The sequence below is a fragment of the Pseudofrankia asymbiotica genome (assembly GCF_001983105.1).
GTDB classification, from domain to species: Bacteria; Actinomycetota; Actinomycetes; order Frankiales; family Frankiaceae; genus Pseudofrankia; species Pseudofrankia asymbiotica.
This window is the reverse complement of the sequence record NZ_MOMC01000124.1, coordinates 1-16,710: the sequence shown is the minus strand read 5'-3', so window position 1 is coordinate 16,710 and position 16,710 is coordinate 1. Positions and strand designations below refer to the sequence as shown.

Genomic DNA, 16,710 nt, shown 5'->3' with positions numbered 1-16,710 from the left:
GGTTAATGTCTAGATATTTCCAGCGAGCCGTGCGCGGCCGACCGTAGCGAGGCAGAGGGAAGCGTCACGTATGGACTTCCGTCTCAGTGACGAGCAGCTGGCCCTGCGCGACACCGTGGTGTCGTTCTGCAAGGGCCATTCGGACGTGGCGACGGTCGCGTCGCGGGAGGGCAAGCCGGCGGGTGCGGCGGCGTGGTCGGAGCTCGCGGGTATCGGTGTGCTCGGCATGCTGGCCCCGGAGGAGGCCGACGGCGTCGCGCCCGGTGGCGCGGCCGAGGTCGCCATCGCCTTCGAGGAGCTTGGCCGGCAACTGTGCGTGGGGCCGCTGCTCTGGTCGACGATCGCGGCCCCGCTCGTGGCCGGCGCCGGCGACGGGGACGTCCGGGTGGCGGGGGTGCGTGTCGAGCCGGGTCTGCCCGCCGGCCCGGTCGCCGTGGAGCACGCGGGGGAGTGCGATGTGCTGGTCGTGCTGTATCCGGACCGCGTCGAGCGGGTCGAGACAGCCGACCTTCCGGTCTCCGCCGCCGGCGAGCCGTTCGACCCGCTGACGCCCACGGCGGTGTTCGAGGCGCTGCCCGCCGGCACGGCGATCGGCGGCGCGCGGGACGCGGCGCGGCTGCGGCTGCTCGGCACGACGCTGTCCGCCGCGCTGCTGACCGGTGTCGCGCAGGGGGCGCTGGACACGGCGACGGGCTACGCGGCCGGACGCAGACAGTTCGGAGCACCCATCGGCTCGTTCCAGGCCGTCAAGCATCTGCTCACGGACATGTACGTGCGGGTCGCGCTCGCCCGCAGCGCCACCTACGCCGCCGCCGCCATGATCGACGATCCGCGCGCCGGGGACGCGGTCCGGGCCGCGAGCGCCGCGAAGCTGCTGGCCGGCGAGGCGGGCATCGGCAACGGCCGCGCCGCCGTCCAGGTGCTCGGCGGCATGGGCTTCACCTGGGAGATGCTTGCGCACTACTTCCTCAAGCGTGCGTGGGTGCTGGAGCAGGGCTTCGGCTCGGCCGACAGCCACGCGCTCGCGCTCGCCGGCGCCCTCGCGGCCGAGGCGGCCGAGGCGGCCGAGGCGGCGGACAAGGTTGACGTGCGATGACGGGCGTCAACGCGCCGAGCACGCTGTCGAGCCGTATCGCGGACACCCTTGTCCTGGACCCGGCCGCGCCGTTCCTGGAGTTCGAGGGTGAGTGGCGCACCTGGGGCCAGCTCGCGATGACGGCCGACGCGGTCGCCGCCCACGTGCCCGTGCCGGGCACCCGGGTGGGGGTCCTGCTGCGCAACCGGCCGGCGCACGTCGGTCTCCTGGTGGGCCTGCTGCGCGCCGGGGCCTGCGTCGTCACCATCAATCCGAGCCGCGGCGTCGACCGTGTCCGCGCCGACCTCGCCAGTCTCGGCCTGCCGGTCCTCGCCGGCACGCCTGACGACATCGTGGCGTTCGCCGGCGAAGCCGGCGACGGCGCCGTGGCCGCCGGCGAGATCAGCGAAACTGGATCGCTCGCTGGCGACAACGACGGCATCGTGACCAGGCTGGTGCTGACGGCGACCGACCTCGGCGAGCCGGTCAGTGTGACGGGCAGGCTCCCCGACGACCTGGGCGTGCTGCGGCCGGGCGTCGCGGTCGAGATGCTGACGAGTGGCACGACGGGCCCGCCGAAGCGGATCCCGCTGGGCTACGAGATGCTCCTTCGGGGGCTCGTCGGCGCCAAGCACTATGAGTCCAACCAGGACGACACCCCGCGGCTGCGTTCCGGCGTCGCGATCGTGAACGCGCCGCTGGTGCACATGGGCGGCCTGTTCCGGGTCCTGCAGTGCCTCCACGACGGCCGCGCGCTGTGTCTGCTGGAGCGGTTCGCGCTCGACACGTGGGCTGACGCGGTGCGCCGGCACAGGCCGCGCACCATCAGCCTTGTCCCGGCGGCGCTGCGGATGGTGTTGGAGGCCGACCTCGACCCGGCGATCTTCGCCACCGTCCGCTCGGTGATCTCGGGTACCGCCCCGCTGTCTCCGGATGACGCGGAGGCGTTCGAGGCGAGGTACGGCGTGCCGGTGCTGGTCTCGTACGCGGCGACCGAGTTCGGCGGCGGGGTGGCGGGCTGGAACCTGGCCGACCACCAGCAGTACGGGGCRGCCAAGCGGGGCAGCGTCGGGCGGGCGCACGCGGGCTGTGAGCTGCGCGTCGTGGGTACCGAGACCTTCGAGCCGCTGCCACCGGACACCGAGGGCCTGCTGGAGGTGCGTGCCCACCAGTTCGGCGACGGCGCGGGCTGGGTCCGTACCACCGACCTCGCCCGCCTGGACGCCGACGGGTTCCTCTGGATCGTCGGCAGGGCCGACCAGGCGATCATCCGAGGCGGATTCAAGGTCATTCCGGACGACGTGCGGGCGGCGCTGGAGCGTGACCCGCGGGTGCGCGGCGCCGCCGTCGTCGGCCGGCCCGACGCGCGGCTGGGCGCCGTTCCGGTCGCGGCGGTCGAGCTGCGCACAGCCGTCGACGCCGACGAGGCGAGGGCGGTGGCCGAGGCGCTGCGGGCGGACGCGGCCCGGGTGCTCGCCGCCTACGAGCTGCCCGTCGAGATCCGTGTCGTCGACGCGCTGCCGCGCACGCCGTCGGGCAAGGCCGACCTCGGCGCCGTCAGGGAACTGCTCGCCACACCGGACCAGAACCAGAACCGGGACCAGAACCAGGAGCTGGAGCACTGATGGACCTCACCTACAGCGAGGCGGACGAGCGCTTCCGCGCCGAGCTGCGGGCGTGGCTGGCCAGGGAGGTGCCGGCCCACGGCGCGCCCCCGCCGTCCGGAGACTGGCCGGCGCGGCGTGCCTACGACACCGCCTGGCAGCGCAAGCTCTACGACGCCGGCTACGCCGGGCTGCACTGGCCGAAGGCGTTCGGCGGCCAGGGCGTGGCGGTCAGCCAGCAGCTGGTCTACCTGGAGGAGTACGCGGCGGCGAACGCGCCGTACATCTCCGTGAACTTCGTCGGCATGATGCATGCCGGGCCGACGCTGATCGCCGAGGGGACCGAGGCCCAGCGGGCGTTTCACCTGCCGCGGATCCTGCGCGGTGAGGATGTGTGGTGCCAGGGCTTCTCGGAGCCGGACGCGGGTTCGGACCTGGCGTCCCTGCGGACCAGGGCTGTCCGTGACGGCGACGAGTACGTCATCCAGGGCCAGAAGATCTGGAGCACCCGGGCGCACGTCGCGGACTACTGCGAGCTGCTGGTGCGCACGGACCCGGACGCGCGCAAGCACCGGGGGATCAGCTGGCTGATCCTGGACATGCACCAGCCGGGCGTCGAGGTCCGCCCGATGCGCACGATCGACGGGGAGAGCCACTTCTGCGAGGTGTTCCTCGACGGCGCCCGTGCCCCGGTGACGAACCGGGTCGGTGCGGAGAACGACGGCTGGCGGGTCACGAACGTGACGCTGCGCTTCGAGCGCGGCACCGCGTTCGCGCAGCACATCATCACGATGCGCTCGCAGGTCCGGGCGCTTGTCGAGGTCGCGATGACGGCCCCGACCGGTCCCGGCGGTGAGACGGCGTGGGACGACTCGGGGCTGCGTAAGCAGGCCGGGCGGCTTTCGGCGAGTGTCGACGCGTTGTGGCGACTCACCCAGATGGGCATCGCCGAGGCCGAGCGAACCGGCCTGCCCGCCCCGACCGGCTCGGCGGTGAAGCTGCGGTTCTCCGAGCTCGCCCAGGAGATCACCGAGTTGACGCTGCGGCTGCTGGGGCGGCCCGTGCTCGGCGGCACCGCCGGCCGCGCCCGGGAAGCCGCGCGCGACTACCTCTGGTCGCTGCAGTACACCATCGCCGCCGGCACCTCCCAGATCCAGCGCAACCTCGTCGCCGAACGCGTCCTCGGCATGCCCAGAAGCGCCTGAACCAGATCCCTGGGCTGGATCCCCTACGCGAACGCCTTTACCCGGGGCAGTACCTCCCGCGCGAGGATGTCCACCTGGTCGAGGTAGCCGCCACCCTGGTCGGCCGGCCCGAGGACGAACTCGTCGCAGCCCGCCTCCCAGTAGCTACGCAGTTGTTCGACGACGTCGTGTGGCCGGCCGGCGACGAACAGGCGGTCCGGGAATCCGGCCTCCGACTGGGTGATCTTCGCCCACGCCGCCGCGGCGTTCGCCTGGGCGCGGCCGGAAAGATCGACGTGAACCGGGACGAGCATTCCCGTCGAGAAGGGCAGCTCGGCTCGTCCCAGTTCCTCGCGGTGATCGAGCAGGAACGCGCGGCGCCGGGCGAAGCCGTCGGGTGTGAGGAGGTAGCCGATCCAGCCGTCCCCGAGCGTCGCCGCCCGTCGCAACGACGGCTCCTTCCAGCCCGCGAGGAGGAAGGGAACGTCCGGCGCGCCCGGCGCGATCGTCGCGTCCGCGCGCCCCGAGCCCGACCTCAGCAGCGCCTGCACCTGGCTGAGAGCCAGCTCCATGCGGCGTCCACGTTCCGACAGCGGGACGCCCGCGACCTCGAACTCGGCCGGGTACTCCCCGCCGACGCCGACGCCGACGCGCAGACGTCCCGGGGCGAAGGCGGCCAGCGTCCCGAGCTGCTTCGCGAGGGCCGCGGGAGATCGCAGGCCCATGAGCAGCACGCATGGCCCCAGCGAGATCGTCGTGGTTCGCGCCGCGACGGCGGACAGGGTGACGACCGACTCCAGCATCGGGTGCGGGTGCAGCAGGTGGTCGCCGACATGGACACCGTCGAAACCGGCTGCYTCCGCCCGCAGGGCCGCCTCGACCACACGCGCGGTATCCACCTCGCCGGTATCCGGGTTGGCCACCGTCGCCAGCATGAGGCCCACGACGGGGCCGGCGCTGGTCACGGTCTCACCGACGGTTTATGGGACGTATGGGACGCGGTGGGACTGGAGCGTGACGAGGTCCGGGTCATGACGACGGGACGGGCAGCAGAGTCTCCTCGCGGACCGCGACGAACCAGTTCTCCCGGACCAGGTCGTCCTCGTTCTGCTCGAGGTTCTCGGCGAACCAGGATATCCGCTCGCGCATGCCGTCAAGGTCGTCGAAGTAGACCTCGTTCACGGCGTCGTACGGCCAGTCGGTGTCGGTGTCGGTGTCGGTGCCGGTGCCGGCGTCGGTGTCGGTGTCGGTGTCGGCGGTCAGCAGTGGGTGGTTCTGTATGTATGCCTGCCCGCGCGCGACGGCGGGAATCGGCACGGTCCCGACCTTCCCGGCACGGTTCTTCCAGCGGTCGAAGAACTCGGCCGGTGTCAGGTCCGCCGCCCGCCGCGCGAGCGCCATGTGCTTCAGGCTCGTGCCGCCTTCCAGACGCCGCTGGCGGAGCCACTCCTCACCGCGCATCACGTGCTCGCGTGCGACCACAATGCTGACGCTTTCCGGTTCGGCCACCCGGCCGAGGAATTCTTTCGCGGCCTTCCCGTCCGGCGAGCCCCACCATGCCTCGAACCGCCGCAGGTGACTGTCGTCCGCGAACCACTCCAGACCGATGCCGTCATGGGGCGGATCGGGCGTGACCTCGTCCAGCACGGTGCCCGCGGCTAAGCCAAGTGGTCGGGCGTCCGGGGGCGCGCCCAGCGCGGCGCCCACGCAGGCACGCCACTCGGCGGCGAACTCGTCCCGCGCACACGCGCGGGTGACCAGCAGTATCCGCTTGATCATGCCTCTCCTCGCAGGTCTGGCTTCAGCACACGGACGGTCGAACACATCCTGACAAGCTGTCCAGCCGGCGGTCCAGGCTCGAAGCGCGTTGAGCACATACGCCCAGCGGAGGTTGCCCATGCCGAACGCCGTACGCCGCGATGGCCCACCTGCGGATGTCCGAGGCCGACACCGGATATGAAACCCGCTTATTGGTCCACACGCCCTGCTGGGCCTCTAGTTCGGGTGTTACCAGTGTTTCGTAGTTCTTCACCCGTGCCCTCACGGACGAACGTGCCGGCGCCTTCTACCCGCTGGGATCAGGACGCCGACCGGCGTCTGCACTCTGTTCGGGGTTACCGGCTGCGCTGCACCCGTCGCTCGTCCCAGACCGGCTCGGTGGTCTCGCGGACCTTCCCATCCGTCCCGAACACCAGAAAGCGGTCGAACGACCGGGCGAACCAGCGGTCGTGGGTCACCGCGAGGGTCGTTCCCTCGTACGACTCCAGGCCCTTCTGCAGGGCCTCGGCGGAGGCCAGGTCGAGGTTGTCGGTCGGCTCGTCCAACAGGAGGGCCGTCGCGCCGCCGATCTCGAGCAGGAGGATCTGGAAACGAGCCTGCTGCCCGCCCGACAGCCGGTCGAACGGTTTGTCGCCGTGGCCGTCGAGCTCGTAGCGGCGCAGCGTGTTCATCGCCGCCCCCCGGCTCTTCGCGTGGTCGGCCCACAGGATGTCGACCAGCGTGCGCCCCACCAGATCCGGCCTGGTGTGCGTCTGCGCGAAATGCCCCGGCACGACGCGGGCCCCGAGTCTCCACTCGCCGCGGTGGGCGACGTCACCGCCCGCCAGGAGCCGCAGGAAATGGGACTTGCCCGAGCCGTTCGAGCCGAGGACCGCGACCCGTTCGCCGTAGAAGACCTCCAGGTCGAACGGCTGCATGAGACCGGTCAGCTCCAACCCCTTGCAGGCGAGGGCCCGCACCCCCGTGCGCCCGTCCCGCAGCCGCATGGTGATCTTCTGCTCGCGCGGGGGCTCCAGCGGCGGGCCGGCCTCCTCGAACTTGCGCAGCCGCGTCTGGGCCGCGTGGTAACGCGAGGCCATCCCGTCGCTGCGCGACGCGTACTGCCGCATGTCCAGGACGAGCCTCTTCAGCTGCGCGTGCTTCTCGTCCCAGCGCCGCCGCAGTTCCTCGAACCGGTCGAACCGTTCCGCGCGTGCCTGGTGGTAGGTGCCGAAGCCGCCGCCGTGCACCCACACGACACTTCCCGACGGCCCCGGTTCGACACTGACGATCCGCTGCGCGGCGCGCACGAGCAGCTCGCGGTCGTGGGAGACGAACAGGACGGTCTTACGGGTGGCACGCAGCTGTTCCTCGAGCCACTGCTTGCCCGGCACGTCCAGATAGTTGTCCGGCTCGTCGAGCAGCAGGACCCCGTCGGGGCCGCGCAGCAGAGCCTCGAGGACGAGCCGCTTCTGCTCACCGCCGGACAGCGTCCGCACGGCGCGCCACTGCGCCTTCTCGTAGGGCACGCCGAGCGCGGACATCGTGCACAAGTCCCAGACGGTCTCCGCCTCATAGCCACGCGCGTCCGCCCAGTCGGAAAGGGCCTGCGCGTAACCCATCTGCGCCGCCTCGTCGTCGCGTTCGACGAGCGCCACCTCGGCCTCGTCGACGGCACGTGCGGCCTTCTGGATGAGAGGTACCGCGACCGAGACCAACAGGTCGCGCACGGTCCGGTCGTCGCGCACGGAGCCCACGAACTGCGGCATGACCCCCAGGCCACCGCTGACCGTCACCGTGCCGGCGTGCGGCACCAGCTCGCCGGCGATGATCCGCAGCAGCGTCGTCTTGCCGGCGCCGTTGGCCCCGACGAGCGCGGCGATGGCGCCGTCCGCCACCCGGAACGAGGCGTCGTCGAGCAGCACCTGCCCGTCCGGCAGGTAGTACTCGACATGCGCGACCTCTACGTGGCTCATCGGTCCCATCCAAACCCATGGGGACCTGCCCCGGGTCGGCCGGGTCGCGATCGCGGCCGGGTGGAGATCGCGCTGTCAGGACATCTGGTCGGGTGTGCTCGACCGTTCGATCATGCCGACGGCGGACTCGCCGCCCCAGGTGTAACGGGCCAGGCCCTGCTGGAGCTGCATGCCACCGCCGACCTCGGGCGGCATCACCATGAACGTCGAGAGCACCGTCTCGCCGCCGATCTCGATCGTGCCTTTCGCCGTTTCCAGCGCGACCGAGACGTCCTGACCGCTGGCCTCCAGGGTCCGCAGCCAGGGCGCGCGCACGACGCGGGCGGGAACGAGCTCGCCGCCGTCGACCACATAGCCCTCGTTGTACGTGGGCTTTCCGTCCGCGCGCGGAGGATAGACCTGGAAGCCGAAACCCCGGCCGCTGGGGAACAGCGCCGCCTGCCACACATGGCCCCAGAACGTGGCCAGCCGCCGGATCCCCTGCCGGCGGATGCGGTTGGCGTGGCCACTGAGGCGGTGGACCTCGTCGCCGATGGTGAGGGTCCCGCTGGCCCGGCACAGCTGCTCGAACCGCCAGGGATAGCCGATGAGGTAACCCTCCTCCTGGGTCGCCAGGATGCGGCGCGCGTCCTCGCTGGTCGAACCGTTCTCCCAGGGCGGCGCGGCGGGATAGATGTCGATCTCGGCTCTGACGGGTGTCCGCTCGCCGCCGCCCCACGGCGTCCAGCCGCCGATCTGCGCTCCCGAGGTGGTCGTGAGCGCCATGCCGTCGAGCCGGACGCGCAGGTGGCGGTAAGGCTCGACCAGCTCGAACGACAGCGGCCCGGCACCCAGGACGCGCGCCCGGCCGTCCGGCCCGCTCGGGTCGTGCACCGGCCCCGGGCCGAACACGTTGTACACGCGCCCGTCCGCGAACCCGATGTTGACCTGGATGTCGTGGGTGTCCCACTGGTCGGCGACGGCCTCCACGCCGATGCGTGGAATCCCGAAGGTCCCACCGTCGTCCCAGATCCACGCGTTGACCGACTCGCGTGCCTCCGGGTCGTCGGGCTGCCTGGCGAAGACGAACTCCCGTTCCTCGTCGAGGCCGCCGGTCAGGTCCATGGCCACCGTGTGGCCCCCTTTCGTCAGGTCTTCTCCGGCGCGGTCCACCGCGCGGACCGCGCCACGTAGTCGGCGAACAGCGGCCGTACCTCGTCCAGGTCGAGGCCGAAGTCGGCCGGGTCCGGGTGGACGTTCTCCTCCCGGTTCTCGGCGTTCTCGTGCCACCAGCGCCGCATGCCAGTCTCGAAGGCCTCGGTGACGGGCTCGCCGAGCCAGGCGTAGAGCCGCCGGACCTGGCCGACCGGGTCGCTCTGCACGGCGCGGAAGTCCAGGTCGAAGAAACGCTCGTCGTGGCCCGCGTCGCGGAACTCCAAGGCGCGCCGCATGCCGACGGACCACTGCGCGACGTTGASGGCCGCGAGGTAGTGAGGATCGACCTCGTCGCTGAACATCGCGGCCGCCGTGGCGTACACGTCGGCGACGGAGACGAGGACCTCCGTCGGGTCCCGGTGCGTCATCACGAAACGCGCGTCCGGGAACGCCTTGTCGAGATGGCCGAGATAGACCAGGTGGGTCGGGCATTTCAGTCGCCACGGCCGGCGCTCGACGCCCCACTGGAGCAGTTTCAGCACGCGGCGTTCATAGCGGTAGGTCGATGTCAGGTCGGCGTCGAGCAGCCAGGACGAGTACGACGGGATCTGCGCGAACGCCTGGAACACCTGGGACTTGAAGTCGAGTCCCATGAGGTCGTGGTCCTCGAACGGCCCGGTCGGCGATGACGGCTGCATCGTGGCGAGCTTCGGCGACAGCTCGCGCGTCATGGCCGCCTTGGCCTGGGCGCGGGCGATCCGTGGATCCGGGGCGGGCACCGTCGAGGGCGGCGGGCAGGGCTCCTCGGCCTGCCACTGCACCAGCGAACGCGCCCGCGGGTCCTCACCCAGCAGCGCGGCCAGCGCCGTGGAACCAGTGCGGGGGAGGCCCAGCCCGATCAGCGGGCGTTCGATGACCTCGTCGTCGATCTCGGGATGGCGGCGGTACCAGTCCTCGACCTGGAGGCGGGTCTTCAGCAGCCGGACGATGATGTCGCGCAGGGCGAACTCGCCGACGGCGGTCAGTCTCGCCTCCCTGCGTAAGGAGTCCACCAGCAGGTCCAGGCCTTCTCTGAACGTGTTCTCGCCGAAGTTCTCCAGGCTGGTCTCGGCGCGTGCCGTGGCGAGCAGGTCGTCGACGTCTTCCATGCGTCTGCTCCTGGGGTGGCTGGGTGCCCGGGCTGGCGCCGGGCACGGCGCCGCCGGCGGATGCGTCGAGAGGGGGGACGGCGACGGCCGATGTGGCCTCGGCGAAGGAAAGGCGGACACCGAGCTGGCCTGGCCAGGGGCCGCGGCGCGCCGGATTCGTGGGAGCGGATTCCCGCGAAAATTAGTGGCAGTACACTCCCGCGAATATGGGAGCCGCGTCAAGCCCGACGTCGTGCCCGACGTTGACGTCGTGCTCGACGACGCCACTCCCGACGGCATCGACGAGGTGGTGCCCTGGCACCGGCATCGCCGGCGTCTCCCACATGACCGGGGACCTGTCCCTGCGCCCCGAGCTACGTCGCCGGCTGGTCGCGCGGACCTGAGGTAGCCGAACCGCGGACCTGAGGTTGCCGAGCCGCGGACCTGAGGTTGCCGAACCGCGGGCCCGGCTCAACCGGAGGTCCGCGTCACCGAACGACGAGGCGCAGCGGCTGCGTTCGGTCGCGGTCGAGCTGGTCCAGCGCCGCGGCGGTCGCCGCGTCGGCGGGCAGGTAGACGATCAGCCGCTGGTCGTCGTCGGCGGGGAGCTCGAGGGTCTCGTAGGCGAGCCGAAACGCGCCGGCACCGGGGTGGGCGAGGCGCAGGATGCCGCTGGTCTTCGCCAGGCTGGGAATCGCGTCGACCCGGTGGGTGAAGGCCTCGCCCGCGGTGACCGTCAGCTCGTCCGCGAACGCCGCCATGTCCGGGCGGGCACGGAACGGGCCTTGCTTGAGCGCCGCGACCTGTTCGTCGGCGACGTGGTCCCAGTCGGGGTATGCGGCGCGGGCGCGGCCGTCGGTGAAGACGTACCGGGCGAGGTTGGGCAGCGCGGTGTCCAACAGTCCCGTGGGCCTGGCGAGCCGTTCGTAGCCGGCGGTGTGCGCGAGGATGTCGCTGAGCGGGTTGAGCAGCACCGCGGGGGTGGGCTCGAGGCGGTCGAGCAGGGCCCGCACGGTCGGGCGGACGACGCGGGATGGGCTGCCCAGCCCCCGGCAGTTGAATCCCGGATCGGCGGCCTTCGTCAGCCGGTGCAGGTGGAGGCGTTCGCTCATGGTCAGCCGGAGCGCGTCGGCGAGAGCGGAGAGCACCGGCGGCGACGGTCGGCGGTCGCGTCCCTGCTCAAGCCTGATCACGTACTCGACGCTGACGCCGGCGAGGGCCGCCACCTCGGAGCGGCGTAGCCCAGGGGCACGGCGGCGCGGTCCGGTGGGCAGGCCGACCTCGGCCGGGCCGATCTTCTCGCGGTGTGTGCGCAGGAAGAGCCCGAGCTCGTTGTCGCTCACCGTCCGACCGTAACAGCGTCCCGGCCCGTGTTGGTGTCCCCGCCACTACCACCCTCAGCGCGGCCTTCCTGGGCGTGCGCCCACTGGCAAGGGTCGGAAAAGGGGCTCGGCGATGTCGAGCCCGACCCTGTGTCCATGGGAGCTGAGAATCATGAGCAGTACGGTTGTGGTCGTCGGCGGGGGTTATGGCGGCGCGGCGGTCGCCAAGGCACTCGAGGCCGCGGCCGATGTCGTCCTCATCGATCCACGGGACGCCTTCGTCAACGCGGCCGGATCTCTGCGGGCACTGGTGCGGCCGGCCTGGGCCCCGAGGATGTTCTTTCCTTTCGCCACAATGCTGACCCGGGGCACGGTGATTCGCGAGCGAGCGGTCTCGGCGGACCCCGGCGGTGTCACCCTCTCCTCGGGCCGGCGCGTGCGGGCGGACTACCTGGTACTCGCCACCGGCTCCAGCTACGCCTACCCGGCCAAGTCGAGGGTCGACGCCACCGAGGACGCGCTGGCGGACCTGCGTGACACCCACAAGGAGCTGGCCGCCGCCGAACGGGTGCTGATCGTCGGTGCGGGCCCGGTCGGGCTGGAGTTCGCCGGCGAGATCAAGGAAGCCTGGCCGAACAAGTCCGTGACCGTCGTCGATCCCGCCGAGAGCCTGCTGCCGGGCTTCGAGCCGGAGCTGCGCGACGACCTGCGCCGCCAGCTCGATGGCATGGGCATCCAGCTGCGCCTGGGAACCAGCCTGACGGCGCCGCCGCCGACCGAGGCCGGCCGGGCCGGGGCGTTCACCGTCGCCACGACCGGCGGCGCCGAGATCACCGCCGACATCTGGTTCCAGGCCCACGGCGCGCGCGTCAACAGCGACTACCTCGCCGACGGCCGGCTCACCACCCTCACCGCACGGGGCGAGGTCGCCGTGAGCGACACCCTGAATGTCGCGGGGCATGGCCATGTCTACGCGGTCGGCGACCTCACCGATGTCGCCGAGGACAAGATGGCCGCCTACGCCCTGCGGCACGCGGAGGTCGTGGCGGCGAACATCACCGCCCAGCTGCGGGGCGAGCGGCCCACGGCCACCTACCAGCCACTGCCACATCCGATCATCCTGCTGCCGCTCGGGCCGAGCGGCGGCGTCGGGCAGATGCCCACGCCCGAGGGCCCGGCCGTCGTCCCGGCCGCGACGGTCTCCGAGTACAAGGGCGTCGACCTGTTCACCGGCCGCTTCGTCGAACAGTTCGGACCCACCGCCGCCTGAACGACCTTCACCGAAGATCAGGCCGGCCGCGGCGCCGCTGTGCCGTCGGTGCCGTCGGTGCTGGCGGTGCTGGCGGGGCTGGCGGGGCTGGCGGTGTCAACGGTGACACGGGCCAGCCGCCCCACAAGGGTCGTTGTCCCCGGACTGTCACTCTCCGTGTTCGCTGTTGGTCCAGGCGGGGAGGCTGCCGGTGTGGTCGATCTCCATGTAGCGCACTGGGAGCTGGCGAACCGGCGGTGAGAACCGACTCGGCGGTCTCCACGCCGACGCGCGGTTCGGAGCCGGCGCACGAAGGGGGAGAACAATGCGAAGGACAGCCAATGTCATCTTGATGGGCGTTCTGTCGGTAGGTGCCGCAGGGGCCGGAGCCGCAGGGGCCGGAGCTGAGGTCGCGGCGGCCGAGGGGCCGGCCGACCAGCCGGTCAGCCGCTGCGCGTCCGATGACCTGGTCCCGGCCGTGACCTCCGAGGGGGGCACCGCCGGGACCAACTACCGGACGATCACCTATACCTACAACGGCGACCGGACCTGCCTGATCTCCGGATATCCGACCGTGGCCTATGTCGACCAGCGCGGCCACCAGCTCGGAGCGTCGTCGGACCGCTCCGGCGCCCCCGGCGCTGCGGTGACGCTGCGGCCGGGGGGCACGACGGGCTTCACTCTCGCCGCCGCGGACGCGGGCGCGCTGGAAGGCTGCCTCGACAAGGGCACCTACGGACCGGCCGCGGGCGTGCGCGTCACCCCGCCCGGTGGCGGCGGGTCCAGGTTCATCCCGCTCGCCGGCGCGGACGCCTGCCTGAACCCGGCGATCGGCCTGCTCTCCGCCACCGCGATCGGGAACGTGCTCGGTGGCTGACGCCGCCGGCGCCCACGTCTCGGTCAGTCAAGCCAGGTCAGTAGCGCGTCCCCGTGGACGAGGATCGCGACGGTTCGCCGGGGCGCGCGCTCGCCAGCGTCCGCGCCGGCGTCAGCGCTGTTCGAACCGGCGCCAGCACCAGCGCTGTGCGAATCCTCGGCGCCGAGCATGCGAGATTGGCGTTGGACCACGGCGGAATTCCCTTCCTCGGCCGAGGTCGGTTAGGGACACCGGACCGACCCGGGCGCGCACGCGCCTCCGGCTCCAACCCCACAGCATCACCTCGCGAGCTGCCGACGGCTAAGGCGTTGACGACGCTGGGCCTCGTCCGCTGGTAGCAGACCGTGGCCACCGAAAGGGAGAGACGAATGAGCCAGTCGGCGACCGGCACTCCCACCGGCACTCCCACCGGCGGTCATGCCGCGAGCGCCGGCGTCAACGGCCGCCGGACCGCCCGACCTCAGGCGGGACGCCCCTCGTAGTGGAAATGCGCCTGGTAATGGAGCGGAAGCTCCCAGATGGTCAGCTCGACCGAGGGCGCGGGCTTAGATGGGCTCGTGTCCGTGGTGGATGGGCCGGGTGGTGGGGTCGTGTCCCTGGGTTTTAGAACGGGCAGGGCCCGTCGGCTATGGACCGGCTGCTCGGCAGGTCCCGGGTGATGGTCTGGGTGTCGGACGTCGTGCTGGTGGGGCTGGTGGTCCAGGGGTGGGGGTCTTCCTCCGGGAGGTGGCCTTCTTCGTCGTTGGAATTGGTGTTGACGTGGTGGGTGTGGCCGGTGAGGGTGCTCCAGGTGAAGTGGCCTGGTTGGGGTTGGTGGAGTTGCCATCCGGGGGTGTGGTCAAGGCCTACATTTGTGGCTTCGCGCAGAGGACTATGACCTGCGGGTTCGCCGCCAGAGAGCCGCGGATGGGCGTCTGCATCTGATTGTCTGGTGGGAAAACCGGGAGCAGCGTGCCAAGCCGCACTCAAGATCCCACCAGATCACCGGCTGCTATGGGTGGCCACCGCTGCCGGCAGGCTCATCACCGTCAACGCGATGTTCTTCAATCAGGAAGAAGCGGCCTGGCGCGGTAGAGATCAACACTCGGTCCGCGCAGCCACACCAATTGCCACCCTCGATCTTGGGTAAGACCTCCACCTGTGGCTTGGCGGCGGYGGCTACGACCTGCGGGTTGCCTCCAATGGCCGCCCGGTCGAGCGAGCGTGCCGGTGATTTTTGACCACGCGGCTGTCAGCGTCCCCGGACGGTTCAACTCCTCGGCACTGCCTCCGTGCCGGCTGGCCGGTCGGCTCGGGCCGGGGCGGGATGGTCGAACGCCGCGGCCAGCTGCTCGCGGCACGCCTGCTGAACGATCGCTCGCATGTGATCATCAGCTGGGAGTCGCGGGGACTCCCGTTCATCGGCGAGGAGGTAAAGCCGACCCAGTGGCAGGCTGGTGACTGACTGACCAGGGTCGGGGCCGACCATCCTGTCGTTTTCGACCATTTCGTAGATCTTGTCGAGGACCCACTGTTCGGTCGCGCGTCCCTGGGCGTGTAGTTCGGCGATGGCGGTGAAGGCGGTCATGGCGGTCATGGCGGCCGCGCGTTTCCGGCCTCGCTCCGTGGTGTCGAGGTCGGACCCATCCAGGCCGCAGTCACCCAGGGCTACCCCGAGCAGTTCGTGGACGGGACCAGGGTCACGCCCACTGAGCCCCGCGAGTTCGACGAGGGCCTCGCCGTCGTAACCCACGACCAGCCAGTGCGCCGCCCAGAGAGGGATCCGCTCCGCCGGCACCGTGCCCAGCACCCACCACGCGGCGACAAGCCGCGGAGACGGGACTTGGTCCGGCCAGTCATCCACGCCCGCATCATCGCGACGCTCGCCCTGCCCGTCGTGCCAACTAGCCACGACCGCGGACCCGCGACCACGGCCCCCCTCTGCACGAGTGCAGGAAATGTCATCCTCAACCCTGTTTCATGACGTGGCGGTCGGTGCTTGGGGGTCGGCGGTGCCGGCGACGGCCCTGCCATGAGACGGAAGGGACGTCGCCGGGGCGGCGGAGGTGTCGCTGGAGGTTGGCGAGCTGGCGGGACACCGCGTGCCCGGGACGTCCACCGCATCGACCGAGCCCGCTGCCGGCCCCGTCCCGGCCCGCCGTGGCCTTGTGTCGGCACGTGACRCCGGACGTCGCGAAGCCCCCCGCTGGGCCGACCGGTTACGCCCAGGACCCGCCAGCCGTGAGACCCGATCCGGTCGCGCCGCGTCCATCGCGACAGCCGGGGCGCTGTCCGTGGCCGAGGAGTTCTGGGACAACGGCATGGCGCCACCCCCCGAACAATCGCCCCGCGTTTCGAACATGCGTTCATCCTAGCCAGGAAAAGGGAATGCCGCAAACCGCCAGCCAAGCAGTTGGACCTGACGGTGGAATTTTCGCATTTGACCCCGGCATGCTCTGGAGATAAGTGCCTGGGAATCAAAGATAAGGCTTACCAAAAAGCTCACGTCGATAGTCTTCTATGCGCATGAGAACCGGCCGGCATGGCACTGGGCATGGGATGAAGACGGTTACCCCTACAAGCCGCGGTGGCATTGTGTGGCACCACACCATCGTCTCGGCTCGGACCGGAAGCTATGGACCCGCAACCGACGTCCCGGCCGCACCCACCAGCGGTAGCTGCCCGGTCGGCGTCGGCGTAGGCATCAGACGAACAGCGCCCATGCGGGCCAGGTGCGGCGCCCCCCACGGACCGGCCGCCGTATCAGCCACGGCCCAGGAGCTCAGCGGTACGCGGCAGCGGCAGACATTAGAGGGTGTTCCGTCGGTTGATGTAACAGGTGAGCGGTAGCGGCTTGATGTCTGTTTCGCCTGGTCGCGGGTCTGATGGTCGGGTTGTCGGGTTGCGGTTCTGGGTGGTTGCGGTGTGCTGGAAGGTATGGCCGAACGCAAGCCGTACCCCAGTGATCTCTCGGACGAGGAGTGGGACCTGATCCGCCCGGTGCTGGACGGGTGGAAGGCACGACACCGGTCGGCCTCGGGCGTCGGGGGCCGCTACGAGCTGCGGGAGATCGTCAACGCSATCCGCTACCAGGACCGGACCGGGGTCCAGTGGYGTTACCTGCCGCACGACCTGCCCCCGCACAGCGCGGTGTACTACTACTTCGGCGCCTGGCGCGACGACGGCACCGACCAGGTGCTCCACGACCTGCTGCGTTGGCAGGTCCGCGAGGCCCGGGGCCGGGACGCTGACCCGAGCGCGGTGGTCCTCGACGCACAGACGGTCCGGGCCTCGGTCAACGCGCCGAAGGAGACCACAGGGCTGGACGTGGGCAAGCGCAGCCCGGGGCGCAAACGGGGCGTGGCCACCGACACCCTGGGCCTGCTGGTCGCGGTGGTCGTGGCCGCTGCCAGTACGCACGACAA

14 protein-coding genes are annotated in these 16,710 nt (G+C 71.0%); 6 read left to right on the top strand and 8 right to left on the bottom strand.

Features of this window, described 5'->3' with window-relative positions; translation table 11 throughout:
• Nucleotides 1-70 precede the first annotated feature (70 nt).
• From BL253_RS37690 to BL253_RS37680, 3 genes are read left to right on the top strand one after another with little or no spacing between them, the layout of a single operon-like run.
• Nucleotides 71-1,096 (top strand): acyl-CoA dehydrogenase family protein, encoded by a 1,026-nt coding sequence (locus tag BL253_RS37690; RefSeq protein ID WP_076822843.1) that lies wholly within the window; start codon nt 71-73, stop codon nt 1,094-1,096.
• The gene (locus tag BL253_RS37685; protein WP_076822841.1) at nt 1,093-2,700 is read left to right on the top strand and encodes a class I adenylate-forming enzyme family protein; all 1,608 of its coding nucleotides are present in this window, start codon (nt 1,093-1,095) and stop codon (nt 2,698-2,700) included. The genes BL253_RS37690 and BL253_RS37685 overlap by 4 nt, the downstream gene beginning before the upstream one ends.
• On the top strand, nt 2,700-3,884 hold the full coding sequence (locus BL253_RS37680) for an acyl-CoA dehydrogenase family protein (RefSeq protein WP_076822839.1): 1,185 nt from the start codon (nt 2,700-2,702) through the stop codon (nt 3,882-3,884). Before BL253_RS37685 ends, BL253_RS37680 begins: the two co-directional genes overlap by 1 nt.
• Before the next feature lie 23 nt (nt 3,885-3,907).
• Here BL253_RS37680 and BL253_RS37675 read toward each other — a convergent pair whose 3' ends face one another.
• The 7 genes from BL253_RS37675 to BL253_RS37645 all read right to left on the bottom strand — a co-directional run bounded on the left by BL253_RS37675 (nt 3,908) and on the right by BL253_RS37645 (nt 11,201).
• Complete coding sequence (locus BL253_RS37675) at nt 3,908-4,828, bottom strand: LLM class flavin-dependent oxidoreductase (RefSeq protein ID WP_081439087.1); 921 nt, start codon at nt 4,826-4,828, stop codon at nt 3,908-3,910.
• A 64-nt stretch (nt 4,829-4,892) separates the two neighbouring features.
• Nucleotides 4,893-5,642, bottom strand: coding sequence for an EthD domain-containing protein (locus tag BL253_RS37670; protein ID WP_076822837.1), 750 nt, complete (start codon nt 5,640-5,642; stop codon nt 4,893-4,895).
• A gap of 335 nt (nt 5,643-5,977) precedes the next feature.
• Nucleotides 5,978-7,597, bottom strand: coding sequence for an ABC-F family ATP-binding cassette domain-containing protein (locus BL253_RS37660; RefSeq protein ID WP_076822833.1), 1,620 nt, complete (start codon nt 7,595-7,597; stop codon nt 5,978-5,980).
• A 75-nt stretch (nt 7,598-7,672) separates the two neighbouring features.
• The gene (locus tag BL253_RS37655) at nt 7,673-8,701 is read right to left on the bottom strand and encodes a DUF7064 domain-containing protein (protein ID WP_241835503.1); all 1,029 of its coding nucleotides are present in this window, start codon (nt 8,699-8,701) and stop codon (nt 7,673-7,675) included.
• A gap of 23 nt (nt 8,702-8,724) precedes the next feature.
• On the bottom strand, nt 8,725-9,879 hold the full coding sequence (locus BL253_RS37650; protein WP_076822831.1) for a sulfotransferase family protein: 1,155 nt from the start codon (nt 9,877-9,879) through the stop codon (nt 8,725-8,727).
• Between the two features lie 181 nt (nt 9,880-10,060).
• Complete coding sequence (locus BL253_RS42675) at nt 10,061-10,204, bottom strand: hypothetical protein (RefSeq protein WP_158230507.1); 144 nt, start codon at nt 10,202-10,204, stop codon at nt 10,061-10,063.
• Nucleotides 10,205-10,346: 142 nt separating this feature from the next.
• Complete coding sequence (locus tag BL253_RS37645; RefSeq protein ID WP_076822828.1) at nt 10,347-11,201, bottom strand: helix-turn-helix domain-containing protein; 855 nt, start codon at nt 11,199-11,201, stop codon at nt 10,347-10,349.
• Nucleotides 11,202-11,352: 151 nt separating this feature from the next.
• Here BL253_RS37645 and BL253_RS37640 point away from each other — a divergent pair, with 151 nt between their 5' ends.
• Both BL253_RS37640 and BL253_RS37635 read left to right on the top strand, forming a co-directional pair.
• Entirely contained in the window at nt 11,353-12,450 is a 1,098-nt protein-coding gene (locus BL253_RS37640) for an NAD(P)/FAD-dependent oxidoreductase (RefSeq protein ID WP_076822826.1), read from the top strand.
• A gap of 304 nt (nt 12,451-12,754) precedes the next feature.
• Nucleotides 12,755-13,306, top strand: a complete 552-nt coding sequence (locus BL253_RS37635) for a DUF4232 domain-containing protein (protein WP_076822824.1) — start codon at nt 12,755-12,757, stop codon at nt 13,304-13,306.
• Nucleotides 13,307-14,555: 1,249 nt separating this feature from the next.
• Here BL253_RS37635 and BL253_RS37625 read toward each other — a convergent pair.
• Complete coding sequence (locus BL253_RS37625; protein ID WP_076822820.1) at nt 14,556-15,149, bottom strand: hypothetical protein; 594 nt, start codon at nt 15,147-15,149, stop codon at nt 14,556-14,558.
• A gap of 1,073 nt (nt 15,150-16,222) precedes the next feature.
• Here BL253_RS37625 and BL253_RS37620 point away from each other — a divergent pair.
• Nucleotides 16,223-16,710: transposase (locus BL253_RS37620; protein ID WP_158230508.1), on the top strand; the 488-nt coding region annotated here is incomplete at its 3' end.

Excerpts from the sequence above, each read along its gene's own strand:
- BL253_RS37635 (WP_076822824.1), top strand. The coding sequence starts at position 12,755 with ATGCGAAGGACAGCCAATGTCATCTTGATGGGCGTTCTGTCGGTAGGT.
- BL253_RS37690 (WP_076822843.1), top strand. The coding sequence starts at position 71 with ATGGACTTCCGTCTCAGTGACGAGCAGCTGGCCCTGCGCGACACCGTG.
- BL253_RS37655 (WP_241835503.1), bottom strand. The coding sequence starts at position 8,701 with ATGGACCTGACCGGCGGCCTCGACGAGGAACGGGAGTTCGTCTTCGCC.
- BL253_RS37670 (WP_076822837.1), bottom strand. The coding sequence starts at position 5,642 with ATGATCAAGCGGATACTGCTGGTCACCCGCGCGTGTGCGCGGGACGAG.
- BL253_RS42675 (WP_158230507.1), bottom strand. The coding sequence starts at position 10,204 with ATGTGGGAGACGCCGGCGATGCCGGTGCCAGGGCACCACCTCGTCGAT.
- BL253_RS37660 (WP_076822833.1), bottom strand. The coding sequence starts at position 7,597 with ATGAGCCACGTAGAGGTCGCGCATGTCGAGTACTACCTGCCGGACGGG.
- BL253_RS37680 (WP_076822839.1), top strand. The coding sequence starts at position 2,700 with ATGGACCTCACCTACAGCGAGGCGGACGAGCGCTTCCGCGCCGAGCTG.
- BL253_RS37640 (WP_076822826.1), top strand. The coding sequence starts at position 11,353 with ATGAGCAGTACGGTTGTGGTCGTCGGCGGGGGTTATGGCGGCGCGGCG.